Consider the following 25,405-nt stretch of genomic DNA (forward strand, 5'->3'; position numbering starts at 1 on the left):
AAAGCAAATTTATGGGAACAATCGAAACGGTTAAGGAAGTTGGAAAAAAATGGTGGAAATGGACAAAAATTACCATCTGGATTGTCTTGATTTTAGGATTATCATTTCTTGCTTTCATTCTATTCGCTAATTATAGTGAAGGAACCCGGACTGGTTTTGTCACGAAAGTAAGTCATAAAGGATATATTTTTAAAACCTATGAAGGTGAATTAAATTTTGGTTTTTTTGGGAGTGCAGCTAAAAACGGTCAACCATCTGATAATACCTGGTATTTTTCAGTAATCAATGGAAAGGTTGCTGATCAAGTTGAAAAAGCCTCCCAATCAGGACAAAAAGTAACCCTTCATTATAAACAGAAATATTTAAAAATTTCAATTCGAGGAGATACTGAATATATGGTTTATAAAGTAGAACCAACCTTTGATACAAATGCTACTCCAGCTACAAATCAAAACCAATGATAAGCTATCCAGGAAGCAACATAAGCTAAGATTCCCATATAGATAAATTGAATTATAGGCCAGCGTTTTGTTTTAGTTTCTCTCCACATCACAGCAAATGTGCTCATACATTGCATTGCAAATGCATAAAATAGAATTAAAGAAATAGAAGTTTTTCTATCAAAAAACAAACTGCCATCTGGTCTTTTTTCAAGAGCCATTCGATCTCGCAATAAAATTTCACTATCATTAGATCCCAGGCTATAAATTGTAGACATGGTACCTACAAATACTTCTCTTGCCGCAAAGGAGGTAAGTAAAGCAATTGCAATTTTCCAATCAAAGCCCAGTGGTATTACCACAGGTTCAATAAATTTTCCAATCTTCCCGGCAAATGAATTTTCAAGTTTTTCAGCTTCCATTAATGAAAGTGTTTCAACAGAATCTAAAGATTTATGAGAGGCTTCCATGAAAACCTTTGCTTCTACCCTTTCCATTTCTCCACTCCATGAAAAACTGGACATAAACCATAATATTAAGCTGATAAGTAAAATGATTTTTCCTGCTTGCAATACAAAAGTTTTTACTTTATCAAATACTACAGTAATCACTTGACGCATTTGCGGGACTCGATAATCTGGAAGCTGCAATGCGAGTAAACTCAATTCATCTGATTTGATAAAATAACTTACAATCATTGCCGTAAACAAGGCCATTAAAATACCTAAGGAATATAATGCCATAAATGCAATTCCCTGGCTATTAAAGATGCCGAATAGTTCTTTATAAGGTACCACAAACCCAATGAGTGCAGTATATACAGGAATTCTTGCGGAACAAGGAATTAAAGGAATGACAAACATCGTGACCAGGCGATCCCGATGATTGTTGATATTTCTGGTAGACATGATGGCAGGTATTGCACAGGCACCGCCACTGATTAATCCAATTAATGACCGACCATTCAAACCTACTTTCTTAAGTAAATGATCAAACAAATAAACTACTCGAGCCATATACCCCAACTCCTCCATCCAGCCAATAAGGAAAAATAATAATGCGATTTGAGGTACAAAAACTAATACGCCTCGAAGACCAGGAATTAAACCTTTTAAAATTAAATCTGAAAACCAACCAGGCTCTAAAATATTTACTAGAAATTGTTGAAACCAAGAAAATCCTGTTTCGATCCAATCCATAGGATATTGTGCCCATGAAAAAATAGCCTGAAAAATAAAGAACATTAAAAAAATAAAAATACTAACGCCAAGTATTGGTTGCGTTAAATAATGGTCCATTTTATTTGTGATCGCATTAGATTTAACTTTTAAATTAATTTTTACAGAAGATACCCACGTATCAATTAATCCATATCGATCCATGGTTTCTTCTACCTGCAATCGCAAAGAATGTTCTTTCCCAAAATATTCTTCAATTTGTGAAGATTGTATTTTATGCCCATAATGCTTCCAAAGCAAATGATGATATTTATTTTTAAAACCAATATCCTCCTTCAATTTTTCAATTTCTTGCGTTGGAATGGTATATAAATTTTTCTTAGATAAGTAGATATGTGAAAATTGTATAATTGTTTGCAACCGATCCTTTAAGATATTCAGATTAAGATGTGATTTGGAACTTACTGGAATAATTGGACATTTTAGTTTTTGTTCAAGGATTAAGGTCCATTTATCAATCAAGGATTGTTCTGCCAAATCGCAGTTACTAAGACAAACAATTACAGGAAATTCAAGATCTATAATTTGTGTTAATAGCAACAATTGTTTTTCAAGCAATAAAATATCTGCTACATAAATAATTGCATCTGGATGGTGGGGGTCTTTTAAATCAATTAATGCTTTGGTGAGTACAAATTCATCATGTGTATTTGAATGCAAACTGTAGGCACCAGGAAAATCAATTAACTCCGTTACACTTCCGTCTTTATGGGTTATTTTTCCCATCATGGAGTCCACGGTTACACCAGGATAATTACCAACTTTTTGATGCAATCCAGTAAGCAAATTAAAAATACTTGTTTTGCCACTATTTGGATTCCCTACAATACCAACCTTATTATTCTTCAACCTCATTCTCCGTAGCTCTTAATTCCATTTGTTGAATTTCATTTTCCCTTAGTGCAAAGTGGCATTGATCAACTTCTATATAATAGGCACCTCCAAACATGGCTTTGCGAATGATCTTCAAGGTTTTACCTGGGTAAATCCCTAGAGTAATTAACCTAGCTGCTAATACAGGATCTTTGAAGCTGATGATTTGAAAAGATTGCACGGTATACTTTCTAAAATTTACAACAAATGTAATCCGAGCAGGTTTAGTCTTTAGGAGAAATCTTAAAAATAATTAGTTAATTGTCAGATATTTATATATTTAATTTTACAAATCCACCAAAATTTATTACTTTAGATGGAATTAACACTTGAAAAGCAGCGTTTTAATAAATTAAACGTTTCACTTATAGAGCAGATTTAATATGCAAATTGCAATCCCTTTACAGCCCACCGAACAAGAACTGATACATGCATGTATCGATCGGCAGGCTTGGGCTCAGCAAAAAATCTATGAAGACAATTATAGAAATATGATGGCCGTTTGTTTGAGATATTCAAATAGTTCTGACGATGCATTTGACATCTTGCATGAAGGCTTTTTAAAGGTTTTTATGAATATCAAATCCTACGAACCGGGCTCTCTTTTACAAGCCTGGATTCGAAGAGTTATGGTAAATACTGCCATCGATTTTTATAGAAAAGAATCCCGACGAACAACCTCTGACCTGGATGATGCCCGGACCCTTGTATATTCAAAAGGCAATCCTATTGATTCCATGGCAGCTGAAGAAATCATGAAAGCGATCCAAAAATTACCACCGATTTACCGATCCGTTTTTAACATGTTTGCAATAGAAGGATATTCGCATAAAGAAATCGCAGATACATTAGGCATTACAGAAAGCACGTCCAGATCAAATCTGGTAAAGGCGAGAACGAAACTAAAGGAATTATTACATGGCAAAATCTGAACATCCCTTCGATCAAAAAATTAAAGAGCAACTTGCGTCTTTTTCTGTACAAAAAGACCCTGATTGGAGTTTTATGCAACAAAAAGTAAAAGAAGCAGAATCTGATTTAGATTTTGATCAAAAAATCAAACAAGCACTTCACAATGCATCCGTAGATTCAAAAGAAATTCAATGGGAACAGTTTGTGGCTAAAAGAATGCGCCAGCAAGAAAGACAACGTAAAATTATTCAAGCTCGTGTCATAGAATCTATATTGGTATTATTATTATTGTGGACTTTAGATAATGTTGGCATTACGAACATCCTTCCACCGCACAATCAAACTTCAAATTTAAAGTCAGCGGTCGCAACTACCTTAAATCAAAAGCTTCATACTGAATCTAATGTTTATCTTTCAAAATCAAAACAACAGGATTTTTCTGTTGATAATTCTAGTATTGTAAATAATGATTCACACCCTGCAAATAAAGGTTTTGATCGTAAAAAAATAAAGAAAAACCAAAGTCCGGTTGAATTCAAACACTCAAAAAAACTTGAAAAACCAATCCTTCAAAGTGGCGTAAATTCGGTTGCTTCAACATATAATTCTGCAACTGAAACGATTTCACCAACTACGATATCAAAGGAAAAAGTTAACGGCCTCAATATTTCAGACAGAAACACAGGGAATGAAGTTTCCCCTCTAACATCTTTAAACCAGGAAAACATAAATCTGGAACCCATTATCATATTAAATGGACCAGTCGAATTTCAAAATGTTGAAAATAATTTAAATGATCTTCCACAAACTATAGAAACACCAGAAAAAATTATAAAATCTTCAAATGGAAAATCTATCTATTTAAATGTTCATTCTGGTCTCCTCTTAAATACTATTCAATCCCCATCTTTTTTTGATAACGGTGCTGCTTATCAATATCAATTAAAACCTGGCTTTCAATCTGCAATCAGCATGAGTGTGCGATCTAATAAATGGATGATTGAAAGTGGAATTGTATATCAAAAAATAACGTATAGCCCAAATATATCAGAAACGCTTGGAAGTTTTGAATTTGGTTATTATAAAATCTTATTTAGCAAAATAGAAGCTCAATTTATTTCCTTACCCATATTGCTTCACCGCAGCTTGATTCAATCCCGAAACTGGAGTATTGGTATAAAAGCTGGCTTATCGATTTCTGCTTCATTAAAAAATAATTTTCAACTGGATACATTCAAAAATATATCCGGAAGAAATAATCTTAGTTTAACATTTGGAAATGACCAATCATTATTAGCAAGTAGAGTCCGGGATATTTCAAATCAAGGCTTGCTGGATGGCGGAAATTTCGGAACAAATTCTTTTGCAAATTTAAATATCGGACTTCGCTTTCAACATAGTCTCAGTAAATTTGTGCAGATCTATACTGATTTTGAATTAACAAAAATGTTAGGAGAAATTGGTTTTGGTCCTAATGGCGATCGATTTATCTCGTCCAATTTCAATACCGGAATTGCAATTAAACTGTAATCTTATTATCGTTTATTACGGTATAAAATAAAGTCCGTAAATGGCTATTATGCTTTTCCATCAAATTTTAAAGTATTTAGTATATACACCAAAATAGTTGGTAAAACCATTACAAAGGTTTCCAAAATTAAAACAATTTAAGCATATTCACTTCTTCCATTATGCTGCTTTATGCAATATGCCAGCTACAATTTATCAACGATTTAGAATCTTGTTGAAGGTATATTTCTAAGAATTCCAAAGCTTGAATTTGTTTTTACTTCAGAATACTCGATTCTAATTTTTTACAAAACTATTTTGAAGGATAACTTCTCCTCTATGGTTTAATCCGACAAGACTATAATGTCCTGCATTTAAAGAAGTCAAATTCACTTCAACATGGAAAGGACATGACATTACTGTTTTACCAGAAAGGTCAATAATTTCTAAGGATTTTAATTTATCTACAGCGTCTCCTTTTATATGTAAGGCATTATTTACTGGATTTGGAAACAACATAAAATCTCCCTTATTAATTTCCCGATTCGCAACTGAAATATGATATCCATGGGCTAAAGCATAATCGCCGGAAATTAATTTTGGAATTCTTACAAATCCTTTTCTATCTGTTGGATTTACAATCAATTTATTATAATTATCATATTCTCTCCAAGGCTCAGACCAATCTTTTCGGTAAACCAATAAAAGGCTATCCTCCGATTTGTATAAAATATCCCGATCAATACTTAATGAATCTATACCATTATATTCAATTCTTGCATCCATTTCAAATTCACCATGTTGCACCATACTAACTTGCCAAAAATGATTACCTGAAATTTTATCAATATTTGCTTCCATTGCTTGGACGTCTGGCGCAACCAAATGATGTACGATATTGACATAATTACTATCTGTAATTATATTGACGTCACAGACCATTCCCGTATATGGAAGATCCGGTGTGCCTGTATTGCGAAGTATTGCATTACTTTGCAAACTTGCTAAATTCAAATCCTGGTTTTCGTTTACGATAAAGACAACAGGCGTATAATCATGCGGTAATAAGATATTCATTGAAGAAGATTCCCCACTTAGCTTTTGCCTAATAACCGAACGAACTAAATTTTTATCATACATTGTAATAGATACTGGTACATCGGTGTATAAATGTGCTGCATGATGTGCTTTCTGTTTAAATTGTACATACGCATAATGCTGGCCATTCATATCATAAACTTTAGAAGAGTCTATAAAAAAAGTACAATACCCCGGATTAAAAATAAAATCGTCGAAGTAAGATGTCATATTCACACCACTATTGCGATTTAAAAAATCACGAAATTCATAAGCATCCAACGATTTACCATTCAAACTATCAAAGATCATGGTACAAACATTTCTATAACGTTCATCTCCTAAATAGGCTCTCATATTATGCACCATAGCCGCCCCTTTACGGTAGGTATGCGTACCGTACGTTCTTTCATAAGGCATCGGCGACAAAGCCAAATAAGCACCATCATTTATATGCGCATTGAATATAATATTTGATAAATTGGCTTTAACCGTTTTAATAAATTCTTCTTTGCCATAAGCTTTTTCAATAAATAAATGACTACTATATTCCGCATTCCCTTCTTTTATCCACATATCTTTTGCATCATCCATAGTTGTAATATCACCCCACCAATGATGACCATATTCATGTGCATATAATTTTTCATTTTGAATTAAGGTCCCATTTTGAATTGTACTAATAGGATAGGCAACATTTGTTGGATGTTCCATAGCCCCTTGTGTTGTAGCTATGAATCCTACTCTTTCAAATCGATATTGACCAAACCAATATTCAAAAGCATCTATTGCTGTTCCAATTTTTCCAAAATGGCCTACCATTTTATTGAGGTCGGCAGGTTTTGAAATTAATTCAATTGGTATTTTTCCATTAATTCCTTGATGTTCACTTTTAGCAACTGCATAATTTGCAGCAGCAATGGATGACAAATACGTTGTAATTGGCGTACTCATTTTATAATGTCGTTTGATTTTACCAGTGCCTAAAAGCTCCTCAGAAATAAAGGTGCCAACACAATAAGCTCTTTTGTCAGGACTTGTGGTAACGAAATAATCAAACGTACTTCGTTCAACAAAATTATCAAAACATGGAAACCAGACTTTTCCAAAATTTGGTGGCGTCGTTGACAATCCAATTCCCAAATTATAGATATAATCATCGACAAAATAAAAACCTCCCCAAACAGGATCTCTACTTGGTATCCCTTGATAATATACAATTAATTCATCCTGGGTATCTTTAGATAAACCCAGTCCAAAATAAGCCGTAATGATATCATTTGAATAATCAAACTGAATTTTATTACCCCGAAAAAATATGGAATCTACTTGTAGCTGTTTAAGATCTAATTGGATCCATTGAATCTGATCTAAATTCGTCTTAAACTGAACGGTCGTAATGGCTTTAATATACTTTCCAACATAATTACTGATATCTATATCAATCGCATAATTTAAGATATCTATACTATCGCTTCTTTTATTAGAATTTTCGATTTGAGCCAACTCCAATGCGGTAGGTTTAGATCTACTTAAAGAATGTTGCAAAGCATGATGGCAAGGAATAAAATCATCTACAGGTTGCGCCAACAAATAATTACCAATACAATGAATCAGGCAAACAAATAATAATTTTCGCATATCGAAATTTAAATTATGTATGAATTTTAGATAATGGTTTCAAAATAAAAAGGATACCAATCAATACTAATATACTCGCTACAAAAAAAGGAGCTCCTGGAAAATATATCGGATTAGAATGATTTGTAAAAAAACTAAAAAGATTTGTCATTAATAGAGGGCCAATAATCGCAGTGACACTCATTAAGCCCATCATGCCTCCCTGCAATTCTCCTTGTGCATTTTGTGGAACTTGATTAGAAACCAAACCTTGAACCGCTGGACCTGCTAATCCGCTAAATGAAAAAGGTATTATAATTGCAAACATAGCCCAGCTTGCAGGTGCAAAGGCAAATGCCATATATCCAAGCATAGCAATGAACAATCCTAAAAAAATGGCTCGCTTATTTCCTAAGCTTGGAATTAAAATCCGACTCAATCCACCTTGCACAATAGCAGCCATTAAACCAACTACAGATAGTGATATGCCAATCATTTTAGCATCCCATTTAAACTTTTCCATACCATAAAAAGACCAGGTACTTTGTAATGCATAATGTGCAATATATACCAAAAATAAAGTAAAAATAAAACTTCTCAAAATGGGATAGCTAAATAATACTTTTAATGTACCTATCGGATTTGCTCTTTTAAAATCAAATTTTCTTCGATTTTCGATTTTAAGAGATTCCGGTAATACAAAATATCCAAAACATAAATTACATAATGCTAAAAAAGCAGAGCCAAAAAAAGGCACACGAAGTCCATAATTACCTAAAATTGCACCAATTGCTGGACCAATAATAAATCCGAGACCAAATGCTGCACCGATCAACCCGAAGTTCTGTGCTTTTTTCTCAGGAGTACTAACATCTGCAATATAGGAACCTGCGGCTGAAAAAGAAGATCCGGTAATACCAGCAAAAATCCGTCCTACAAATAACCAAGCTATAGAAGGTGCAAATCCTTGAAGCAAATAATCTAAGCCAAATCCAAATAATGAAAACAATAATACCGGTCTTCGACCGTATCGATCACTTAAGCCTCCCATTATTGGTGCAAATAGGAACAGCATAAGTGAAAAGGATGAACCCATCCAACCTGCAATTTTACTAGATTCGCTCAGACCTTTACCAGACAACTCTTGAATTAATTGAGGCAACACGGGAATAATGATTCCTAAACCAATAATATCAATTAAAACAGCTAAAAAGATAAAGGTTAAAGCCCTTTTACTAGTTTGCGACACTTCACTCATGATCCATCATACAAGATTGCAAAGATACTTAGATTATTTAGAAGTATGCCGCAACATAATATCGGTTTTTAAAATTAGAATAACCGGATCTCAAAAAATAATTCAAATGTAAATTTCAATTTAATGCTGCCTTAGATTTAGAAATTATAAAAATGAATTTAAATAAAAACTATAACATGAGGAATCAAGATATGGAATGCGCTACATTCAAAAAGTAATGATATTCAGGTTGCCAATCCAAGTAACTTCTTTAAATTTTTAGCAACTGTGGGTCCGTAAAAAGAATGAGCCGCTACTTTTGCATTTAAAATCAATTGATGTTTACGCGCAGAATCTTCAGTAACGCGAAGCAAGCCATTTAGCAGCGATAATTCTGAAGGTTCTGTAACCAATTCTGCGCAATCGAATTTTTGAATAAAATTTGTCAGAAAAGAATTTAGTGGAGAATGTGCAAGTATAGGTTTGCCTGAGAGCAACAGTGGAATCGTTCGGGTTGGGAAGATCGTTTGATATTCAACCTCTGTATATTCCCCGGTAAATCCATGCGTCAACAAACAAACATCATAATTTTCAAATAAAGCATTTACATTTTCTTGCTTTACAAAACCCCTGTGATTTATGCCTAATGCATCAAGATCCAATCCCCATTTCAGTTTTAAAATATTTTTATTCGTCGAAGTAAAAATATCAACCAAATAGGTATTTCGATTCTTTGAAAGGAGTTTCAACAATCGACCGGTAGCTTCTATATTTGAATTATTAAAGGTTCCAATTAAAATCAATCTAAATGGTGGAGCAGATTTAAAATTTACCTTTGATTCAGGATCTTTAGGATAGACATCAAATGTGTGTGGAAGTGTTGCTATTTTCTGAGCATACTCTGGATATTGTAGTTTATAATAATCCTTCATCCCATCACTCATCACAAAAATCAAACTAGAATCACTAAATACTTTGGCTTGAATTTTTTCAGCGATCCATTTGGAAAAACCATGTCTATTATCTACATATGTATTATGAAAATATGAAAATAATTTAATTTTAAAAAATCTGGCAACTAACCAGGATGCAAATAAAAAAAAAGCATCTGGAAAACTTGTTAGGATTGCAACAGGCTTTTCTGTTTTTGCTAATTTAAATAGATTCAATACAAAAATTGGAAATATTAATAATCGTGGCAAAAAGAAAAAACGATCTCCATGACCTTTCCAGTTTAACTCTGTAAAAAAATAATGATACAATACTCCATCATAAAACTTTGATCCTTGAAACAATTTTCTACTACCACCAAGGACTACGATTTCTTGTGATTCAAAATTTTTTGCAAGCTGATGGGTGATATAAGAACTACCACCTTGAGAAGGTGGGATCATCCAGGAAATATACCATAATTTTTTAGATGGTTCCTGAACGTTCAATGCATTCTGTTTTTCCATGATAAAACGATCTCTTGATTTATATCTTCTAGAGATTTAGAAATACTCCAGGAAGGATAGTGCGCTTTCATTTTTCTCAAATCGGAAATATAACAAATATGATCGCCTTCTCTATTTTTATCCTGGTATTTGAAATTCATTTTCTTACCAGAAATAGCAGACACGATTTCAAAGGCTTCTAAAATAGAGCAGGCATTTTTTCTTCCTCCACCAATATTATAAACTTCTCCAACTCTTGGGTTTGCAAAAAATTGCTCGATAAAGCGAACCACATCTAATGCGTGAATATTATCTCGTACTTGCTTTCCCTGATAGCCAAAAATTGTATATTCAGCTCCTGTTAAGTTTACTTTTATCAAATAACTTAAGAAACCATGCAACTCAACCCCTGAATGATTTGGGCCTGTAAGGCAACCCCCTCTTAATGCACAGGTAGGCATATTAAAATAACGGCCATACTCTTGCACTAAAATATCTGCAGCTAATTTAGAAGCTCCAAAAAGCGAATGTTTTGACTGGTCTATGGTGAATGATTCAGGAATACCATTTACATATTCTTCATCTGCAAAATCCCACCGGGTTTCCAATTCATTCAATCTCAATAAATTTGGAGCATCTCCATAGACTTTATTCGTAGACAAATGAACAAAAGGTGACTCCGGACAAGAAATTCTACAAGCTTCCAACAGATTTAAAGTGCCCCCTGCATTCACATCAAAATCATCAAAAACTCTGGTAGCTGCTAAATCATGGCTAGGTTGTGCGGCAGTATGAACTATAAAATCTGGTTTAATTTCTGCAACAGTTCGCAAGACTTCTACTCTATTTCTCACGTCTAATTCCACATGCCTAAAATGCTTGCAAGAATCTTGAAGTTGTTTTTGGTTCCACCTGGTATCCCCTTTGGGACCAAAAAAATCAGCCCGCATATTATTATCAATACCAACTATATTCCAAGCCATTTGATCGAAATAACGCACCACTTCAGAACCAATTAATCCAGACGATCCAGTAACAAGTAATTTAGGCATATAAGAAACAAAATTAATATGTAAACATATGTCATTCAAGGACAAAGATAAAAATTAAAAATAAACAAACATATTTTAATAAATATTAAATGAAAAAATAATTTTTGTAATTTTACCCATATAACACGAACACTATAAGACACATGCTACAGAAACACCAATTGCTTAAGCAATACTTTGGCTATTCTGAATTCAGACCAGGCCAGGAACAAATTATTGATGCCGTAATTTCAAACAAAGATGTATTGGTATTAATGCCAACAGGAGGTGGTAAATCCATTTGTTTTCAAATTCCTGCACTGCTAAAAGAAGGAATCACCTTAGTCATTTCGCCATTAATTGCTTTAATGAAAGATCAGGTAGAATCTTTAAAAGCAAATGGAGTTACCGCAGAATTTATCAATAGTAGTCTCTCGCCAAATGAAGAATTTGAAATTACAGAAAGGTGTTTTGCAAATCAAATTAAATTGCTTTACATCTCTCCTGAAAAGGCTTTATCTTTATCTGGAAGTATGCTTAAAAGACTTCCAATTTCATTAATTGCGATTGATGAAGCACATTGCATTTCACAATGGGGCCATGATTTTAGACCTGAATATGCCCTATTAAAAAATCTTCGACTCCAATTTCCTGAAATACCTGTCATTGCATTAACTGCTACTGCAGATAAAACTACCCGAAAAGATATCATTGTTCAATTAGCATTAAACGACCCACAACTATTTGTCTCTTCATTTGATCGTGCAAATTTTCATCTTTCTGTTAGAAGTAATATTAAAGAACGGGATAAAAATGAAGAGATTATTGCCTTTATAAAAGAACACAAAGATCAAAGTGGTATCATTTATTGCTTATCAAGAAAAGGAACGGAAACACTTTCTTCCATTTTAAATGCCCAAGGAATTCCATCCGCTTTTTATCATGCTGGAATGACAAGCGCTGATCGCTCTAAGGTTCAGGAAAATTTTATTTTTGATGATTTAAAAATAATTTGTGCCACCATCGCATTTGGAATGGGCATAGACAAATCAAATGTCCGCTGGATCATCCATTACAATTTACCTAAAAATATTGAAGGATATTATCAGGAAATAGGAAGGGCTGGACGGGACGGAGCACCTGCAAAAACAATCCTCTATTACAACATAAAAGATCTCATCCTATTGAATAAATTTGCTGCGGAAAGTGGACAAGCAGAACTCAATCTTGAAAAGCTCAAACGGATGCAACAGTTTGCAGAAGCCCGGGTATGTAGAAGAAGAATATTGCTAAGTTACTTTGGTGAAAACTATGAGCAGAATTGTAATTCCTGTGATGTTTGTAAAAATCCACCGACCTACATAGATGGTAGCCTAATTGCACAAAAGGCTATTTCCGCATTACTCCGTGCAAATGAATCTATTGGTATTAAAATGTTAGTTGATATTTTAAGAGGTTCTCTCAATGCCGAAATTTTAGAAAAAGGATTTGACAAATTAAAAACGCATGGTGCTGGTCGCGAACTTTCATTTGATGTATGGCAATCCTATATACTTCAATTATTACAAATAGGTGTTTTCGAAATGGCATATGATGAAGGATTTTCCTTGAAGGTGAGCGAATTTGGTAAAAAAGTAGTCATGGGCAATTTTAAGGTTGATTTAACAAGTGTATTGCCAAAATCATTTCGTGAAAAGTCAAATATTTCAACAGAAAAGGAAATTCCGAAATCAAATATATTTGAAGTGCTTAGGCAATTGCGCAAAAAAATTGCTACCGAAGAAGGATTACCACCCTATATCATATTTCATGACAGTACCTTATTGGAAATGGCAGATTTATTACCTACAAATCGATTAGAGATGATGGTCATAAGCGGTATGTCAAATATTAAGTATAGCAAATATGGCCATCGATTTGAAAAAATACTACAAGAGCATTCCAAAGTAATTGGTGAGGAAATAAAAAACAAGTTAGATGCTTTTATTCAGGATGAAAAAATCAATGAATATATTCAGGAACTAAAAAATTATCCTGTCCGCATTTCACATACAATCCTGGGTAAGGCATTACTTGGTTCAGAACGAGACTTGATGCCAGATGCATTAAAGCAATTAAGTTTTTATGGCATTCTAAAAGGCAAAACAAACTATAAAATCATCGGTCCCATACTTCAAAATTACTTTAAACGGAATCAGGTAGAAGTTGGCACTAGCTCTGAAATATCAGCCATAAATTATTTTAATGATCCAATTAAAAATGATTTATCTGAAACCGAAATCGAATCCTATAAAAAGCTTATACAAGGAATTCCAATTTCCAGGCCAGATGATGTCATAGATAATGATTACATTCTCACTACCCGAAAAGCACATCCCCGTGCATATGAATTTTGGAGTGAAGAGGAAAATGATTTATTTGTTAAACTCTGTACTAAAACAAATGATCTTTCTTTGATATCCTCCATTTTACTTCGCAATCCAGGTTCTGTGAAAAATCAATTTAAAAAAATAAATAAACATTAATTAGCACAAAGTCTATTATTTAAGACATTAGAATCAAAATAGATTGACGTATCTTTAAGATTCGTATTTATTTGGACAAACATAAAAACAAATTTATGCTAATCTTTAATCGAAAAAAATTACTAGATGGTTATGTAAGCCGATTTGGGCCTTTAACAAACAATCTGGTGGAAGCCTTTAGCTTTATATTTGACCATATCAAAAGCGATGTAAGGTTTACGGATTCTGAAACCGACCGAAGGAAGCTGGCTTATTGCATGGCTACTTTCAAATGGGAAACTGCACATACTATGAGACCCATTGACGAACGAGGTGGTGAAGCATATTTTAATAAACTTTACAATCCACAAACCCGGGTTGGAAAAATGCTAGGCAATACAAAACCCGGTGATGGAGCTTTATTTCATGGTCGCGGTTACGTGCAAATAACCGGCAGAAAGAATTATGCCAAAGCAAAAAAACTTACAGGTGTTGATCTTATAAATGAACCAGAACGCGCTAAAGATCCAGCCTTAGCATATCATATTGCAATGCAAGGAATGACAGATGGTTGGTTTACAGGAAAAAAACTGTCGAATTACTTTTTCGACAATACCGCTGATTATGTAAATGCACGTAAAATTATAAACGGCCTGGATAAAGCTGATAAAATAGCTGATATTGCCAGAGAATACAGTGAAATCCTTAGGGAAGCAAGATTATAAAAGATTCTCTCAAAATATATTAAAAGTTATTAAAAATGGTATCCACAATTTTTGAGGATATTACCGACGAACATTATTTTTGAAAAATATATAAGCTTAATTATTCCTGATTTAATATTTACTTCTGCTACTTTGTTAGTCACTCAAAAATTAGTCATCCAATTTTTTTATCTTACTTTCTATAGTGCCAAATTCAAAAAACCTGAATATATACATCAAAGTGCTAATATAAAATCCTGGCTTTTGTAATTTTGTTCCAAATGTCGCAACTTTCTTATCTCGTTCAATAATATACGATTCCCTTGCGGCATCTGTCTCTATGGCAGCAATGTCGACTGCAACACTCCACGCTGCATCGCGAGCGATCAACATTGAAAAACCGGCGATCGTATTCTGCAGGTGATCAACTTTTAATTCTGTGATGAATTTACTAAGTGGCCACATATCAAATAAATCTGATTTAACATCATGGATCAGCTCATTCAATATACTATTTATCTTATTAAAATCATTTTGTATATTTTGAATCTGATTGCCAGGAGCAATAGCAGCTGCAGCGACACCAAGATCCAGTCCGATATGTGCATTCATCCCAGCAATCAAATGGTGTATCACCATAGGCTTCCAGGAATGTGTTTCATCAAAGGCAAGTTGCCAGGAAGCCGAACAGGATATATTGCTTTTATATTGTTGATAAGCTTCCAAATATCGATTTGCAAAAATAACATCAAGCATTTCCATTCGCTTATTGTCGTCAAAATAATTGAGTTTAATCTTTTCTGAAACGGCCACCGTTACTTTTTTATACAATGCAGCAAAATAACCTGCCCTATCTCCATTCTGAACAGAATATTTTACAATAACATCCAATTGGTCAATAACTTCAGAGATCGTGGTTGCTAACATATGAAAAATTTTAATTAAAGATAGAAATTTTATATATAATTATTATAAATGAATTCCAATCAATATGTATTGCTTAGACTAAATCAAATTTTTAAAATAATTTATACTCCATGTTAAGTTAAATGTATCAAATGATTAAGAAATTTTAGAATAAGTATTTTAAACTTTCATACTTAAGCAGAAACTAATCTTATTAATTTAAATTTGAAATCAATACCATTTCAATTAATCTGAAGGAATGCGTGATACTAATTCCAATTAAAGTGGAACATCTGTAACTAATATTCTATTTTGTATAAGCTTGCTAAAAGACATAGCAAGCATCTTTGCAACATGGTTAGAATTCACTCTAATTCAGTTCATAAACTAGCACTGTAATGCTGGAATAATTAACCCTTATATGCTATTAGTACTGTTTATACAATAGCAATAATTAATGATATAAAAAGTATTTGCATTCATGAAACCAGTTTTGACAATTGTATTTCAACTTCTATTGCATTTATCCTTAAGTGCTCAAGGCAATCGGGTATTTTCAGGTGGAGAGCTTATAAACTATAGCATTGTAGATATTTCTGCAATTGATGGAATTGCATGGAGTACAGAAAGAATTGCATTACCTGGATATTTCAGTGTGGTTGATACTGCAACTTTTATAGGATGTAGCGATACTGCAAATATTGATGGTTATATAAAAAAATATGGCAATAATAATTTTATATTTCCAGTTGGGAGTGGAAATGATTTGAGGACATTAGAAATCTCAGCTCCAATTGCAAAAACAGAAACATATGCTACAGCATGGATTCTTGGAAACCCAAGTTTCACCTTAGATCCAACAGTACCAAACGAAGGAATACATTCCGTTTTGCTTGTTTCTGCACCAATTATTTCTGTAAGTACTATCGGGCAATGGGACTGGCAGGTAGGTGCTTTCGAAAACTTAGGAAATGGAACCACCGGAACTGGCGAAGGCCTTACGATCACTGCGAGTATTCCCGATATGACTTCATTTGCTGAAAAAAATAATTTACGTCTTGTTGGTTGGGATGGTTCAAGTTGGATAGATCTAAGCAATTCTGCAACAGCAAATGGAAACATTGAAAATAGCAGCTTAATCGGCACGATGAAAATGGGTATCACTGCCATTGCAATTGGGAGTATCGAATTATCACTTTTTATAAAATTAGAAAATTTTGCTGCAACTGCAATCAATTGCAATACAATCATAACATGGAGCACCTTAGAAGAAAATAATACGGAATCTTTTATTGTGGAGCAAAGTTTTGATGCCATTGATTTTCATTCTATTGCAACCTTAATTGCTACAGGATCAATGAATGGAACCAACAATTACAAGATAAGTCTATCACAACCATCAGGCATCGTTTTCTACCGTTTAAAAATAATAAATAAAGATGGCACTTCCAGCTATTCTAAAATAATACTAATTCAAAATAACTGTAACGAAAAAGATTATATGATTGTATATCCGAATCCTGTTTCGGCATATGAAAAAATAAATTTAAGATTTGAAACATACTATAGAGGAAATGCAGATTTAGTAATCTTCAACACATTAGGTCAAAGAATTTTAACACAACCAATCCTGGTGAATGGTGGAATTAACCTTATATCGCTTAAACTCGAGGAATTGACAGCTGCGGTATATTTTATCATTGTGTTAAGCGAAAACGGAAAACAAATTGGCAGCACTCAGAAATTTATTAGACAATAGATCCTTAAAAATATAAATTTGAAATATAAATTCTTCAACCAGATTTTAAAAATTGCATTTGTGAGCAGTATTGTTTTCAATTGTACAACACTTCATGCACAAATAAAAGTAGGAAACAATCCTTCGACATTAGATCCAAATGCGGCTCTTGAAATTGAATCTGTCAATAAAGGTTTACTGCTCCCCCGACTCGCATTAAGCTCAACAACCAGCACTACCCCTTTAAGCAGCTTTGTTCCCGGAATGTTTGTTTATAATATTTCAACAACAAATGATATTACGCCTGGTATTTATTATAGCGATGGCTTAAAATGGATAAAAGTAAACGCCGCAACTTTAACAAACAACTGGAGTCTTAATGGAAATTCCGGAACAGATTCCACAAATAGCTTTTTAGGAACCACTGATAATGCACCATTGCTTTTAAAAACTAATAATACAGAACGTTTGCGTATTACAGAAGATGGCAATCTGGGTATTGGTACAACCTCCCCTTTAGCCGCTTTGCATGTAAAAGGTCAGGTAATCATAGATAGCTTTAACACAGGCAATTTAGCAAACGACAATATAATAGTCGCTAATCAAACAGACGGCCGATTAAAAATGGTGCCATCAACCAGCTTCATTCTGGGTATGCACAAACGCAATGAAATTGTACAAAATTCAGGGCAAACAATTTTTAATACACCCTTGCAAATTGATAATCCCGATAAAATCATGCTCTATAGAAATGGAGTTATGATAGCATTTACTTTAAATAATTCCAACTCAATAGTATCAGAAATCCCTTGCTTGATGGGAGACGAAATAAGCATTTTACAACTTAAATAAATATTAATTCACTTAAAATTTTAAAAATTAACGCATGAAAAAAATTCTATTATTCTCAATTTTAGCCTTAACCTTGGGAACTTCCTTAATGGCGCAAAAAGTATCTACTAAAGTAATTGATAACAAAGGAACTATTAAATGGGTATTGGATAGTTCTACTGCTGTTATTACAAAAGCAGATAGTACCATCTTATATGTAACACCTACTCAATTGAGAGATAGCTTAGGAAATTTTGTAAGATATGCGGATACCGCTGCGATGTTGTCCACTTATATCAATAGTGCCGACAATGGGTTAACAAAAACCGGTAAACTCGTACAATTAGGTGGCACTTTGATTAAGCCAACTACAATTGTTACGACAGCAGCAAATTTTTTAGCAATCACAGGCTTGCAACCAGGATCCAATACAACAGATAGTGTAATGGTTGTAAATCCTACTACCGGACAAGTAAAATTCATTTCAGCTTCTTCACTTTTTAATTCACTTACATTTAGTAATGGTTTAACAAAAACAGGAAATCTTGTAGAATTAGGAGGTGCTTTAACCAAACCTACTACAATTAGTACAGATGCTGTAAATAATTTAAAAATTACAGGATTACAAAGTGGAAATTTAGCGACAGATAGTTTGGTTGTTTCCGCAGCTGATGGCACCTTAAAAAGAGTTACCGCAGAATCCATATTGCAAAGTGGTGATCAAAACTTTACATCAACAGCAGGACAAGCAGTTTATACAGTAACAAATATGCCAGCTACCGTATCAAAAGTTTGGGTATTTAGAAATGGGGCAAAGCTCATAGCAACTGTAGATTATTTAACAGTACCAGGTACTTGTACATTGACTCCAGCAATGGCAGTATTAGTTCAAACAGGAGATATTATAGAAGTACAATGGGTTAAATAACCATCTTCTATTAAAGAACTAAACGGAACAAAAATCCATACATTTATTCGTGTCCATTCAGTAATTTATTTTTCTACAAAATAAATTACTGAACACACAAATTCTACTGAATGAAAAAAATTATCTATCTAATTTTGATATTAAATTGCTTGCTTGAAAAAAGTATTGCACAAATAGTTATCAATCCAAAAGGAACAAAAATTAATGTTGACAGCAGTAAATGGAGCCTTCTTGGAAATAATATTTATAAAAAAAATACAGGCAATGTAGGAATTGGGACATCCAATCCACTTGCGCAATTGCATACTACCTTAGATGTTAGATTTGAAGGTATTGGTATCAATACCACAAATACAAAAATCCTAACAACGGATGGATCAGGAAATGTAACTACAAGATTATTTTCAAACTTACTTTTAGGAAATGCTATTAGCTCATTAAATGGTTTGACCGTTTCGACTCAAACATTTACAACTGGCAATACTGGAACTAATTTTAACATTTCTTCAATTGGTTCTGTGCATACATTTAATTTACCAGATGCATCCGCTCTTAATAGAGGTGCCTTGACTGCCGCGAATTGGAGTACATTTAATGCCAAAGAAAACGCTTTAACTTTTTCAACAGGATTGACAAGAACTGTAAATACTATAACTGTAAATACCAGTCAAAATATAAATACATTATCCAATCTTACAACCAATGGTTTGATAAAAACAAGTGGTGGAACAGGCGCATTAAGCATTGCAACTGCGGGAGTGGATTATTCTGCAGGAACTGCAGCACTTTCTACTGGAATTTTAAAATCTACTACAACAACCGGTAATTTAACCATAGCTGTAGCAGCAGACTTCCCATTACTAAATCAAAATACAACAGGTAGTGCAGCTACATTAACAACAGCTAGAAATATTCATGGTGGCACTTTTAATGGGAGTGCCGATGTTACCAATATTATCACTTCCACTTTTGGTGGGACAGGCAATGGTTTTACAAAATTTACGGGTCCGAATACCACTGAAAAGACCTTTACATTGCCCAATGCGAGTGCAATTATTTTAACCAGTGATGCAGCTGTAACAGCAATACAAGGAGGTACTGGAATTTCAAATTATACAACTGGTGATCTTTTGTATGCTAGTGCATCTACTGTATTAAGTAAACTCAATGCTGTAGCAACAGGAAATGCATTGATTTCCGGCGGCATATCCACAGCTCCTTTATGGGGTAAAATAGGATTGACAACACATGTTTCAGGAATTTTACCAATTGCAAATGGCGGAACAAATTCTTCCACTGCATTGAATAATAATCGGATTATAATTTCATCCGGCAATGCAATAATAGAAGCTCCAGCTTTATCTAATGGCCAATTATTAATTGGATCCACAGGCGCGACACCGGTAGCAGCAAACATAACTGCTGGAGGTGGCATTACGATAACGAATTCAGCAGGATCTATTACTATAGCTACAAATGCATCCACGGTAACACAAGTTACGGGTACAAGCACACTGACAACCAACAGCTCTTCAGATGTTTCCTTTAGCACTCCAATGTCGGTTACTCCAGGAGCAGGAAATTACCTTGTGTTTTTTACTGGGAAGGTATCCAATAACAGCTTTGGATCGAATGTAATAATATCAATTTACAACAATGGAACAAGGATGAATCATACAGAAATGGAATCCACATCCACTTTTAGCAATGATATCCAAACCATCGCAACGAATGGATTTATTACGAATCTTTTAGCGGGTCAAAGTATTGAAATGAAATGGCGTACCGGTGGCGGAACTGCTACAATTACAAATCGAACGTTTATCATCCAGAAGCTTAATTAATCATCTTCAGCATTATAAATTTCCAATATTATTGTATTCGTTTTCCAACTATTTTGGAGTAATATACCAAACAAAATATTAGTAATTACGAATCAAAGTTGGTCCACTTTATGTTGCCTATTTGCAAACAAGCTATAAAATTCTTAACGCATTATAGAAACTTGGTAATTATCCAGATTGTCATTTGCCGTAAAATTGAGGTTATCGATAGAAACTGCAAAATATGAAGTACCATTCTTAACTACAAAAACATCGCCTTTCGCTAATACTTTGGTATCAATCGAACCAACTTCATTCGATCCATTATCGAATGCATCAATAATATCTTCCTGGTAGAGTATTCCTGAATAGGTAAAACTAGAAGGAGGATTCTTTATGATAGATCCGTTTCTCGGAGTAAATTTTTTAACCCAGTCGAAATTAGATTGAGGATCGACGACTCCATAGTCCCGGACATGTGCATTCGGATCATTTCCTGAAACCACCTTTGCATTAAATAAATCCAAGCCACCTTGTCTAGGTCCGGAAAAATTATAAATGATCAATCCTTTTGCTGTTTCTGTAGCCGGTATAGCTGTAAAAATTACCCTAATAGTACGTACTTCCAAACTATCCTTTTCATCCGCTAAAGTAAATTCGTATACTGTGGTATCCGGTTTTTTGGAGGTATTGAATTCGTAGATATTAGTAATTCCATCTTTGTCTGTACCAATCAATAAAGCCGGATTGGCTGGAGCAGCGGTCGCATTTACTTTAAACGTGAGCGGTTGCAGTGTGAGTCCGTCCTGTTTTACCGTAATGGATTTTAAAGAATTGCTGCCTTTTGCGGCGGCGATACTAATTTTGATTGGGCTGTAGATTGGAATTGATACATCGCTGGTAATTAAACCGCTACCACTAACAAAACTCAGACCCGGATTAACATGTACCGGATCATCATCTTTCTTACAACAAAATATGGTTGTCAATAGCATTAATATGAAAAGTACCTTGTTTGAAGAAATTGGCTTCATATATTGATTTTTAATGTGAACAATTCTAAGTTTAAAATGGTCATGCAAAATAAGTAATAAAGCGGTTAATATTTACTAGGAATCGTAAAATAATGTTCATATATTAAATGAAGTTCAATTCAAAAGATTCTTTTTATCAAATGACACATACTTAGGCATCGATTATCTACTTGTAAACTTAAATTACAACATGAATCTTTTAGCTAATGGTACTCATAGCTACACCGTTAATTGGACTATACCAAGCAATATTCCGGCAGGAACTTTTTTCCTATTGGAAACGCTTGGTTATTATAATTCCGTCAAGGAATCCAACGAGAATGACAACAGTTTTTATTTTATGGATCATTTTATGTGCCACCTGGAATAAGTGGTGTTGTAGAAAATAGATCAAATAATCTTTTGAGCATTGAGGTACCGAATAATGAATCAACAAATGAATTGGAGGCACCTGAGGTCAATAGCCAAAATTCGTTCTAACCATTTATAATCATTCCCACATTCCACAGAATTGTAATGTAAGTGTTAGTGGTCTAATTATTAATGTATTTCCTGTAGATCCACATTCATCATATGTATTATGCAATTCTTTTGGTCAAGTTCTTTATAAAGGAAAAGCAAATCAAGAATTGATTCAATGTGAAGTAAATACTATCGGCATTTTTTTTAACCTTATTAGATGAATTTCAGAATAAATGTGTGCAAAAATTGCTTGTCAAATAAAAATATTTACTGTTTTATGATCGGATGACTAATTTGTATTCATAGTGGCAATCACAATTATTATAAGTCGGAAATTTAATTTTTGTTTCGCAACTGAAAATTCCATTTACCGGCTTATTTTTTAATGGAATGAATTTACTTGAGGCACTTCATCTATATAAACGGTTCCTCGGCCATCATTTCGACTGTACATAGTCAACCTAGAATTCCACAATTGTCAGTTAGACTGATTCTTTTAGGTCTTTAAGAAATTCCAATGATGTGTAAGATAATAAATAATACGATTTTTATTACATAACGAGTAATATTATACCCAAATATAGTATATTTGGGTCATATTGTACCAGTTATGAAAAAAACTATATTGCTTCCATCAACTGAAAAATTACTAATAGAACTTGGCGAGAACATCAGATTGGCGCGTTTACGCAGGAAATTAAGTGCTGAACAAGTATCTGAAAGGGCTAATATAGGGCGCAAAACTTTATGGGCAATCGAGAAAGGTTCTCCGAGTGTTGCTATCGGGTCCTATGCTCAAGTATTATTTGTTTTAGGACTGGAAAAAGATTTAATCAAAGTTGCAGAAGATGATAAGTTGGGCAGAAAGCTTCAGGATGCGGAGTTAGTAATAAAAGAAAGAGCTCCTAAAAAATCAAAATAGTATGTAAGTAAAATGGCAAAAGGCAGCGCAAAAATAGAAATACTGGTATATGCTCATTGGCAAGGCTTTTCAGAACCTAAATTAATGGGAATCCTCAGTGTTACACCAGCAAAAGCCAAAGAAGTATTTTCATTTGAATACGCTTCTGATTGGTTGAAATCTGGATTCTCTCAAGTGATTGATCCTGATTTGCAATTATTTTCTGGTTCTTATTTTCCAAGGGATGAAAAAACTAATTTTGGAGTTTTTCTCGATTCTTGTCCGGATAGGTGGGGAAGGGTTCTAATGCAAAGAAGAGAGGCAATTATAGCCAAAATGGAGAATCGAAAATCAAAAAATCTATTAGAATCAGATTTTTTACTTGGCGTTTTTGATGGTCACAGAATGGGTGCCTTACGGTTTAAACTTGATGTTGATGGTCCATTTTTGAATAATAATAAAGAGATGGTATCTCCTCCATGGACATTATTAACGGATCTTCAAGATGCAAGTTTGAAATTTGAAGAAGATAATGATGATGATTTGCAAAATTTAAAATGGATCAGCATGTTATTTGCACCTGGCTCCTCTTTGGGTGGGGCAAGACCCAAAGCGAGTGTTATAGACCCCACAAACAATTTATGGATTGCTAAATTCCCAAGCAAGAATGATGATAAAGATGTTGCTGCCTGGGAAATGATTGCACTTGAGTTAGCAAAAAAAGCTGGAATAAATGTTGCACAGGGAGAGGTCCATCAGTTCAATAACCGATATCATACTTTTCTCACAAAACGGTTTGATAGAACAGAAAGAGGTGAAAGGATTCACTTTACTTCTGCAATGACCTTGCTGGGCCATAAAGATGGAGAAGATTCCCATGGTGCAAGTTATTTAGAGCTAGTAGAATTTATTACAAAACATGGCAAAAGAGTAGATAAGGACCTGGAAGAATTATGGAGAAGAATAGTATTCAGTATATGTGTAAAAAATACAGATGACCATTTGAGAAATCATGGTTTCCTATTAACGGAAGCCGGATGGGTGCTTTCACCCGCCTATGATATCAATCCCAATGAATATGGGAAAGGCTTAAGCTTAAACATAAATGATCAAAACAATTCTCTTGATCTTGATCTAGCTTTAGAGGTCTCAAGCTTTTTCCGACTGGACATCACCAGGGCTAATCAAATAATTGACCATATAAAAAGCATTGCTAGCTCTTGGAGAGGATTAGCATTAAAATATAAGATACCTTCTGCAGAGCAGGAGAGAATGTCGGTTGCATTTTCGTTATAAAATATTTTTTAGTTTAGTTCTCAAAATTTAAGGAAGTTAGTCTACACAATAGAAATTGTTAGCGAAATTGTTAGTACAAATAAAAAGGAGCTACAAAATCGCTCTTGTAACTCCTTACTTTTCAGTCGATGCACCAGGATTTCCTGTCCCGATGCTAAGCGGGAGAACCTGGGACCCTGACGCTTGCAGCGCCATACCCTAACCAGACCTTTTTTCATGTAATTAAAAAGCTCTTGCAGTCTTGCAGACCCTGGCGCTTGCAGCGCCATACCCTAACCAGACCTTTTTTCATTTAATTAAAAAGCTCTTGCATTCTTGCCAGAGCTTTTTTGTCGGGGCACCAGGATTTCTTGTCCCGATGCTAAGCGGGAGAACCTGGGACCCTGGCGCTTGCAGCGCCATACCCTAACCAGACCTTTTTTCATTTAATTAAAAAGCTCTTGCAAGAATGCAAGAGCTTTTTTTTGTCGGGGCACCAGGATTTCTTGTCCCGATGCTAAGCGGGAGAACCTGGGACCCTGGCGCTTTTAGCGCCATACCCTAACCTGACCTTTTTTCATTTAATTAAAAAGCTCTTGCAAGAATGCAAGAGCTTTTTTTTGTCAGAGCACCAGGATTTCATGTCCCGATGCTAAGCGGGAGAACCTGGGACCCTAGCGCTTGCAGCGCCATACCCTAACCAGACCTTTTTTCATTTAATTAAAAAGCTCTTGCAAGAATGCAAGAGCTTTTTTTTGTCGGGGCACCAGGATTCGAACCTGGGACCCCCTGCTCCCAAAGCGTGTATTTTATGGTTTGATACGGTTTTAAATGGTCTTAAAGTATCTGTATATCAAGTATATATAAGTAAAATAGGTATGAATTAAGTCATAAAAATACATATTTTATGTGCAAATTATGTGCAA

At 34.2% G+C, this 25,405-nt stretch carries 19 protein-coding genes; 11 read left to right on the forward strand and 8 right to left on the reverse strand.

Going from position 1 to position 25,405, the window contains the following annotated elements; translation table 11 throughout:
* Positions 1-11 precede the first annotated feature (11 nt).
* Positions 12-461 (forward strand): hypothetical protein, encoded by a 450-nt coding sequence (locus IPO86_12975; protein MBK9729019.1) that lies wholly within the window; start codon positions 12-14, stop codon positions 459-461.
* Here the strand turns inward: IPO86_12975 and feoB are convergent.
* Positions 449-2,533 carry a ferrous iron transport protein B gene (gene feoB, locus IPO86_12980; GenBank protein ID MBK9729020.1) on the reverse strand — a complete coding sequence of 695 codons (2,085 nt, stop codon included), beginning with the start codon at positions 2,531-2,533 and terminating at the stop codon, positions 449-451. The two genes, IPO86_12975 and feoB, sit on opposite strands and share 13 nt — an antisense overlap.
* Positions 2,517-2,732, reverse strand: coding sequence for a ferrous iron transport protein A (locus IPO86_12985; GenBank protein ID MBK9729021.1), 216 nt, complete (start codon positions 2,730-2,732; stop codon positions 2,517-2,519). The genes feoB and IPO86_12985 overlap by 17 nt, the downstream gene beginning before the upstream one ends.
* Before the next feature lie 202 nt (positions 2,733-2,934).
* Here IPO86_12985 and IPO86_12990 point away from each other — a divergent pair, with 202 nt between their 5' ends.
* Positions 2,935-3,483: an RNA polymerase sigma factor gene (locus tag IPO86_12990; GenBank protein ID MBK9729022.1), complete on the forward strand. Its 549-nt coding sequence runs from the start codon at positions 2,935-2,937 to the stop codon at positions 3,481-3,483.
* Positions 3,470-4,993, forward strand: coding sequence for a hypothetical protein (locus tag IPO86_12995; protein MBK9729023.1), 1,524 nt, complete (start codon positions 3,470-3,472; stop codon positions 4,991-4,993). The genes IPO86_12990 and IPO86_12995 overlap by 14 nt, the downstream gene beginning before the upstream one ends.
* A 276-nt stretch (positions 4,994-5,269) precedes the next feature.
* Here the strand turns inward: IPO86_12995 and IPO86_13000 are convergent, their stop codons facing one another.
* The 4 genes from IPO86_13000 to IPO86_13015 all read right to left on the reverse strand — a co-directional run bounded on the left by IPO86_13000 (position 5,270) and on the right by IPO86_13015 (position 11,394).
* Positions 5,270-7,690, reverse strand: coding sequence for a hypothetical protein (locus IPO86_13000; protein MBK9729024.1), 2,421 nt, complete (start codon positions 7,688-7,690; stop codon positions 5,270-5,272).
* A gap of 13 nt (positions 7,691-7,703) precedes the next feature.
* Positions 7,704-8,927, reverse strand: coding sequence for a TCR/Tet family MFS transporter (locus tag IPO86_13005; GenBank protein ID MBK9729025.1), 1,224 nt, complete (start codon positions 8,925-8,927; stop codon positions 7,704-7,706).
* Between the two features lie 224 nt (positions 8,928-9,151).
* A complete protein-coding gene (locus tag IPO86_13010; GenBank protein ID MBK9729026.1) occupies positions 9,152-10,363 on the reverse strand; it encodes a glycosyltransferase in 1,212 nt (403 codons plus the stop codon).
* Positions 10,342-11,394 carry an NAD-dependent epimerase/dehydratase family protein gene (locus IPO86_13015; protein ID MBK9729027.1) on the reverse strand — a complete coding sequence of 351 codons (1,053 nt, stop codon included), beginning with the start codon at positions 11,392-11,394 and terminating at the stop codon, positions 10,342-10,344. Before IPO86_13015 ends, IPO86_13010 begins: the two co-directional genes overlap by 22 nt.
* Before the next feature lie 143 nt (positions 11,395-11,537).
* On the opposite strand from IPO86_13015, the gene recQ reads away from it, so the two are divergent.
* Both recQ and IPO86_13025 read left to right on the forward strand, forming a co-directional pair.
* Positions 11,538-13,898 (forward strand): DNA helicase RecQ, encoded by a 2,361-nt coding sequence (gene recQ, locus IPO86_13020; GenBank protein MBK9729028.1) that lies wholly within the window; start codon positions 11,538-11,540, stop codon positions 13,896-13,898.
* A 95-nt stretch (positions 13,899-13,993) separates the two neighbouring features.
* Complete coding sequence (locus IPO86_13025) at positions 13,994-14,602, forward strand: hypothetical protein (protein MBK9729029.1); 609 nt, start codon at positions 13,994-13,996, stop codon at positions 14,600-14,602.
* 150 nt (positions 14,603-14,752) lie between these two features.
* On the opposite strand, the gene IPO86_13030 is transcribed toward IPO86_13025, so the two are convergent.
* Entirely contained in the window at positions 14,753-15,508 is a 756-nt protein-coding gene (locus IPO86_13030; GenBank protein ID MBK9729030.1) for a hypothetical protein, read from the reverse strand.
* A gap of 460 nt (positions 15,509-15,968) precedes the next feature.
* On the opposite strand from IPO86_13030, the gene IPO86_13035 reads away from it, so the two are divergent.
* From IPO86_13035 to IPO86_13050, 4 genes are all read left to right on the forward strand, one after another.
* Complete coding sequence (locus tag IPO86_13035; GenBank protein ID MBK9729031.1) at positions 15,969-17,246, forward strand: T9SS type A sorting domain-containing protein; 1,278 nt, start codon at positions 15,969-15,971, stop codon at positions 17,244-17,246.
* Between the two features lie 18 nt (positions 17,247-17,264).
* The gene (locus tag IPO86_13040) at positions 17,265-18,077 is read left to right on the forward strand and encodes a hypothetical protein (GenBank protein MBK9729032.1); all 813 of its coding nucleotides are present in this window, start codon (positions 17,265-17,267) and stop codon (positions 18,075-18,077) included.
* 34 nt (positions 18,078-18,111) lie between these two features.
* Positions 18,112-18,984, forward strand: a complete 873-nt coding sequence (locus tag IPO86_13045; protein MBK9729033.1) for a hypothetical protein — start codon at positions 18,112-18,114, stop codon at positions 18,982-18,984.
* Between the two features lie 110 nt (positions 18,985-19,094).
* Positions 19,095-20,828, forward strand: a complete 1,734-nt coding sequence (locus IPO86_13050; GenBank protein MBK9729034.1) for a hypothetical protein — start codon at positions 19,095-19,097, stop codon at positions 20,826-20,828.
* 143 nt (positions 20,829-20,971) lie between these two features.
* Here the strand turns inward: IPO86_13050 and IPO86_13055 are convergent, their stop codons facing one another.
* A complete protein-coding gene (locus IPO86_13055) occupies positions 20,972-21,841 on the reverse strand; it encodes a hypothetical protein (protein MBK9729035.1) in 870 nt (289 codons plus the stop codon).
* Between the two features lie 1,072 nt (positions 21,842-22,913).
* Between IPO86_13055 and IPO86_13060 the strand changes: the two genes are divergently transcribed.
* Positions 22,914-23,225, forward strand: coding sequence for a transcriptional regulator (locus IPO86_13060; protein MBK9729036.1), 312 nt, complete (start codon positions 22,914-22,916; stop codon positions 23,223-23,225).
* A gap of 84 nt (positions 23,226-23,309) precedes the next feature.
* Positions 23,310-24,500 (forward strand): type II toxin-antitoxin system HipA family toxin, encoded by a 1,191-nt coding sequence (locus IPO86_13065; GenBank protein MBK9729037.1) that lies wholly within the window; start codon positions 23,310-23,312, stop codon positions 24,498-24,500.
* The last annotated feature ends 905 nt before the right edge of the window (positions 24,501-25,405 follow it).

It is taken from the genome of Saprospiraceae bacterium, from assembly GCA_016717265.1.
GTDB lineage: Bacteria > Bacteroidota > Bacteroidia > Chitinophagales > Saprospiraceae > Vicinibacter.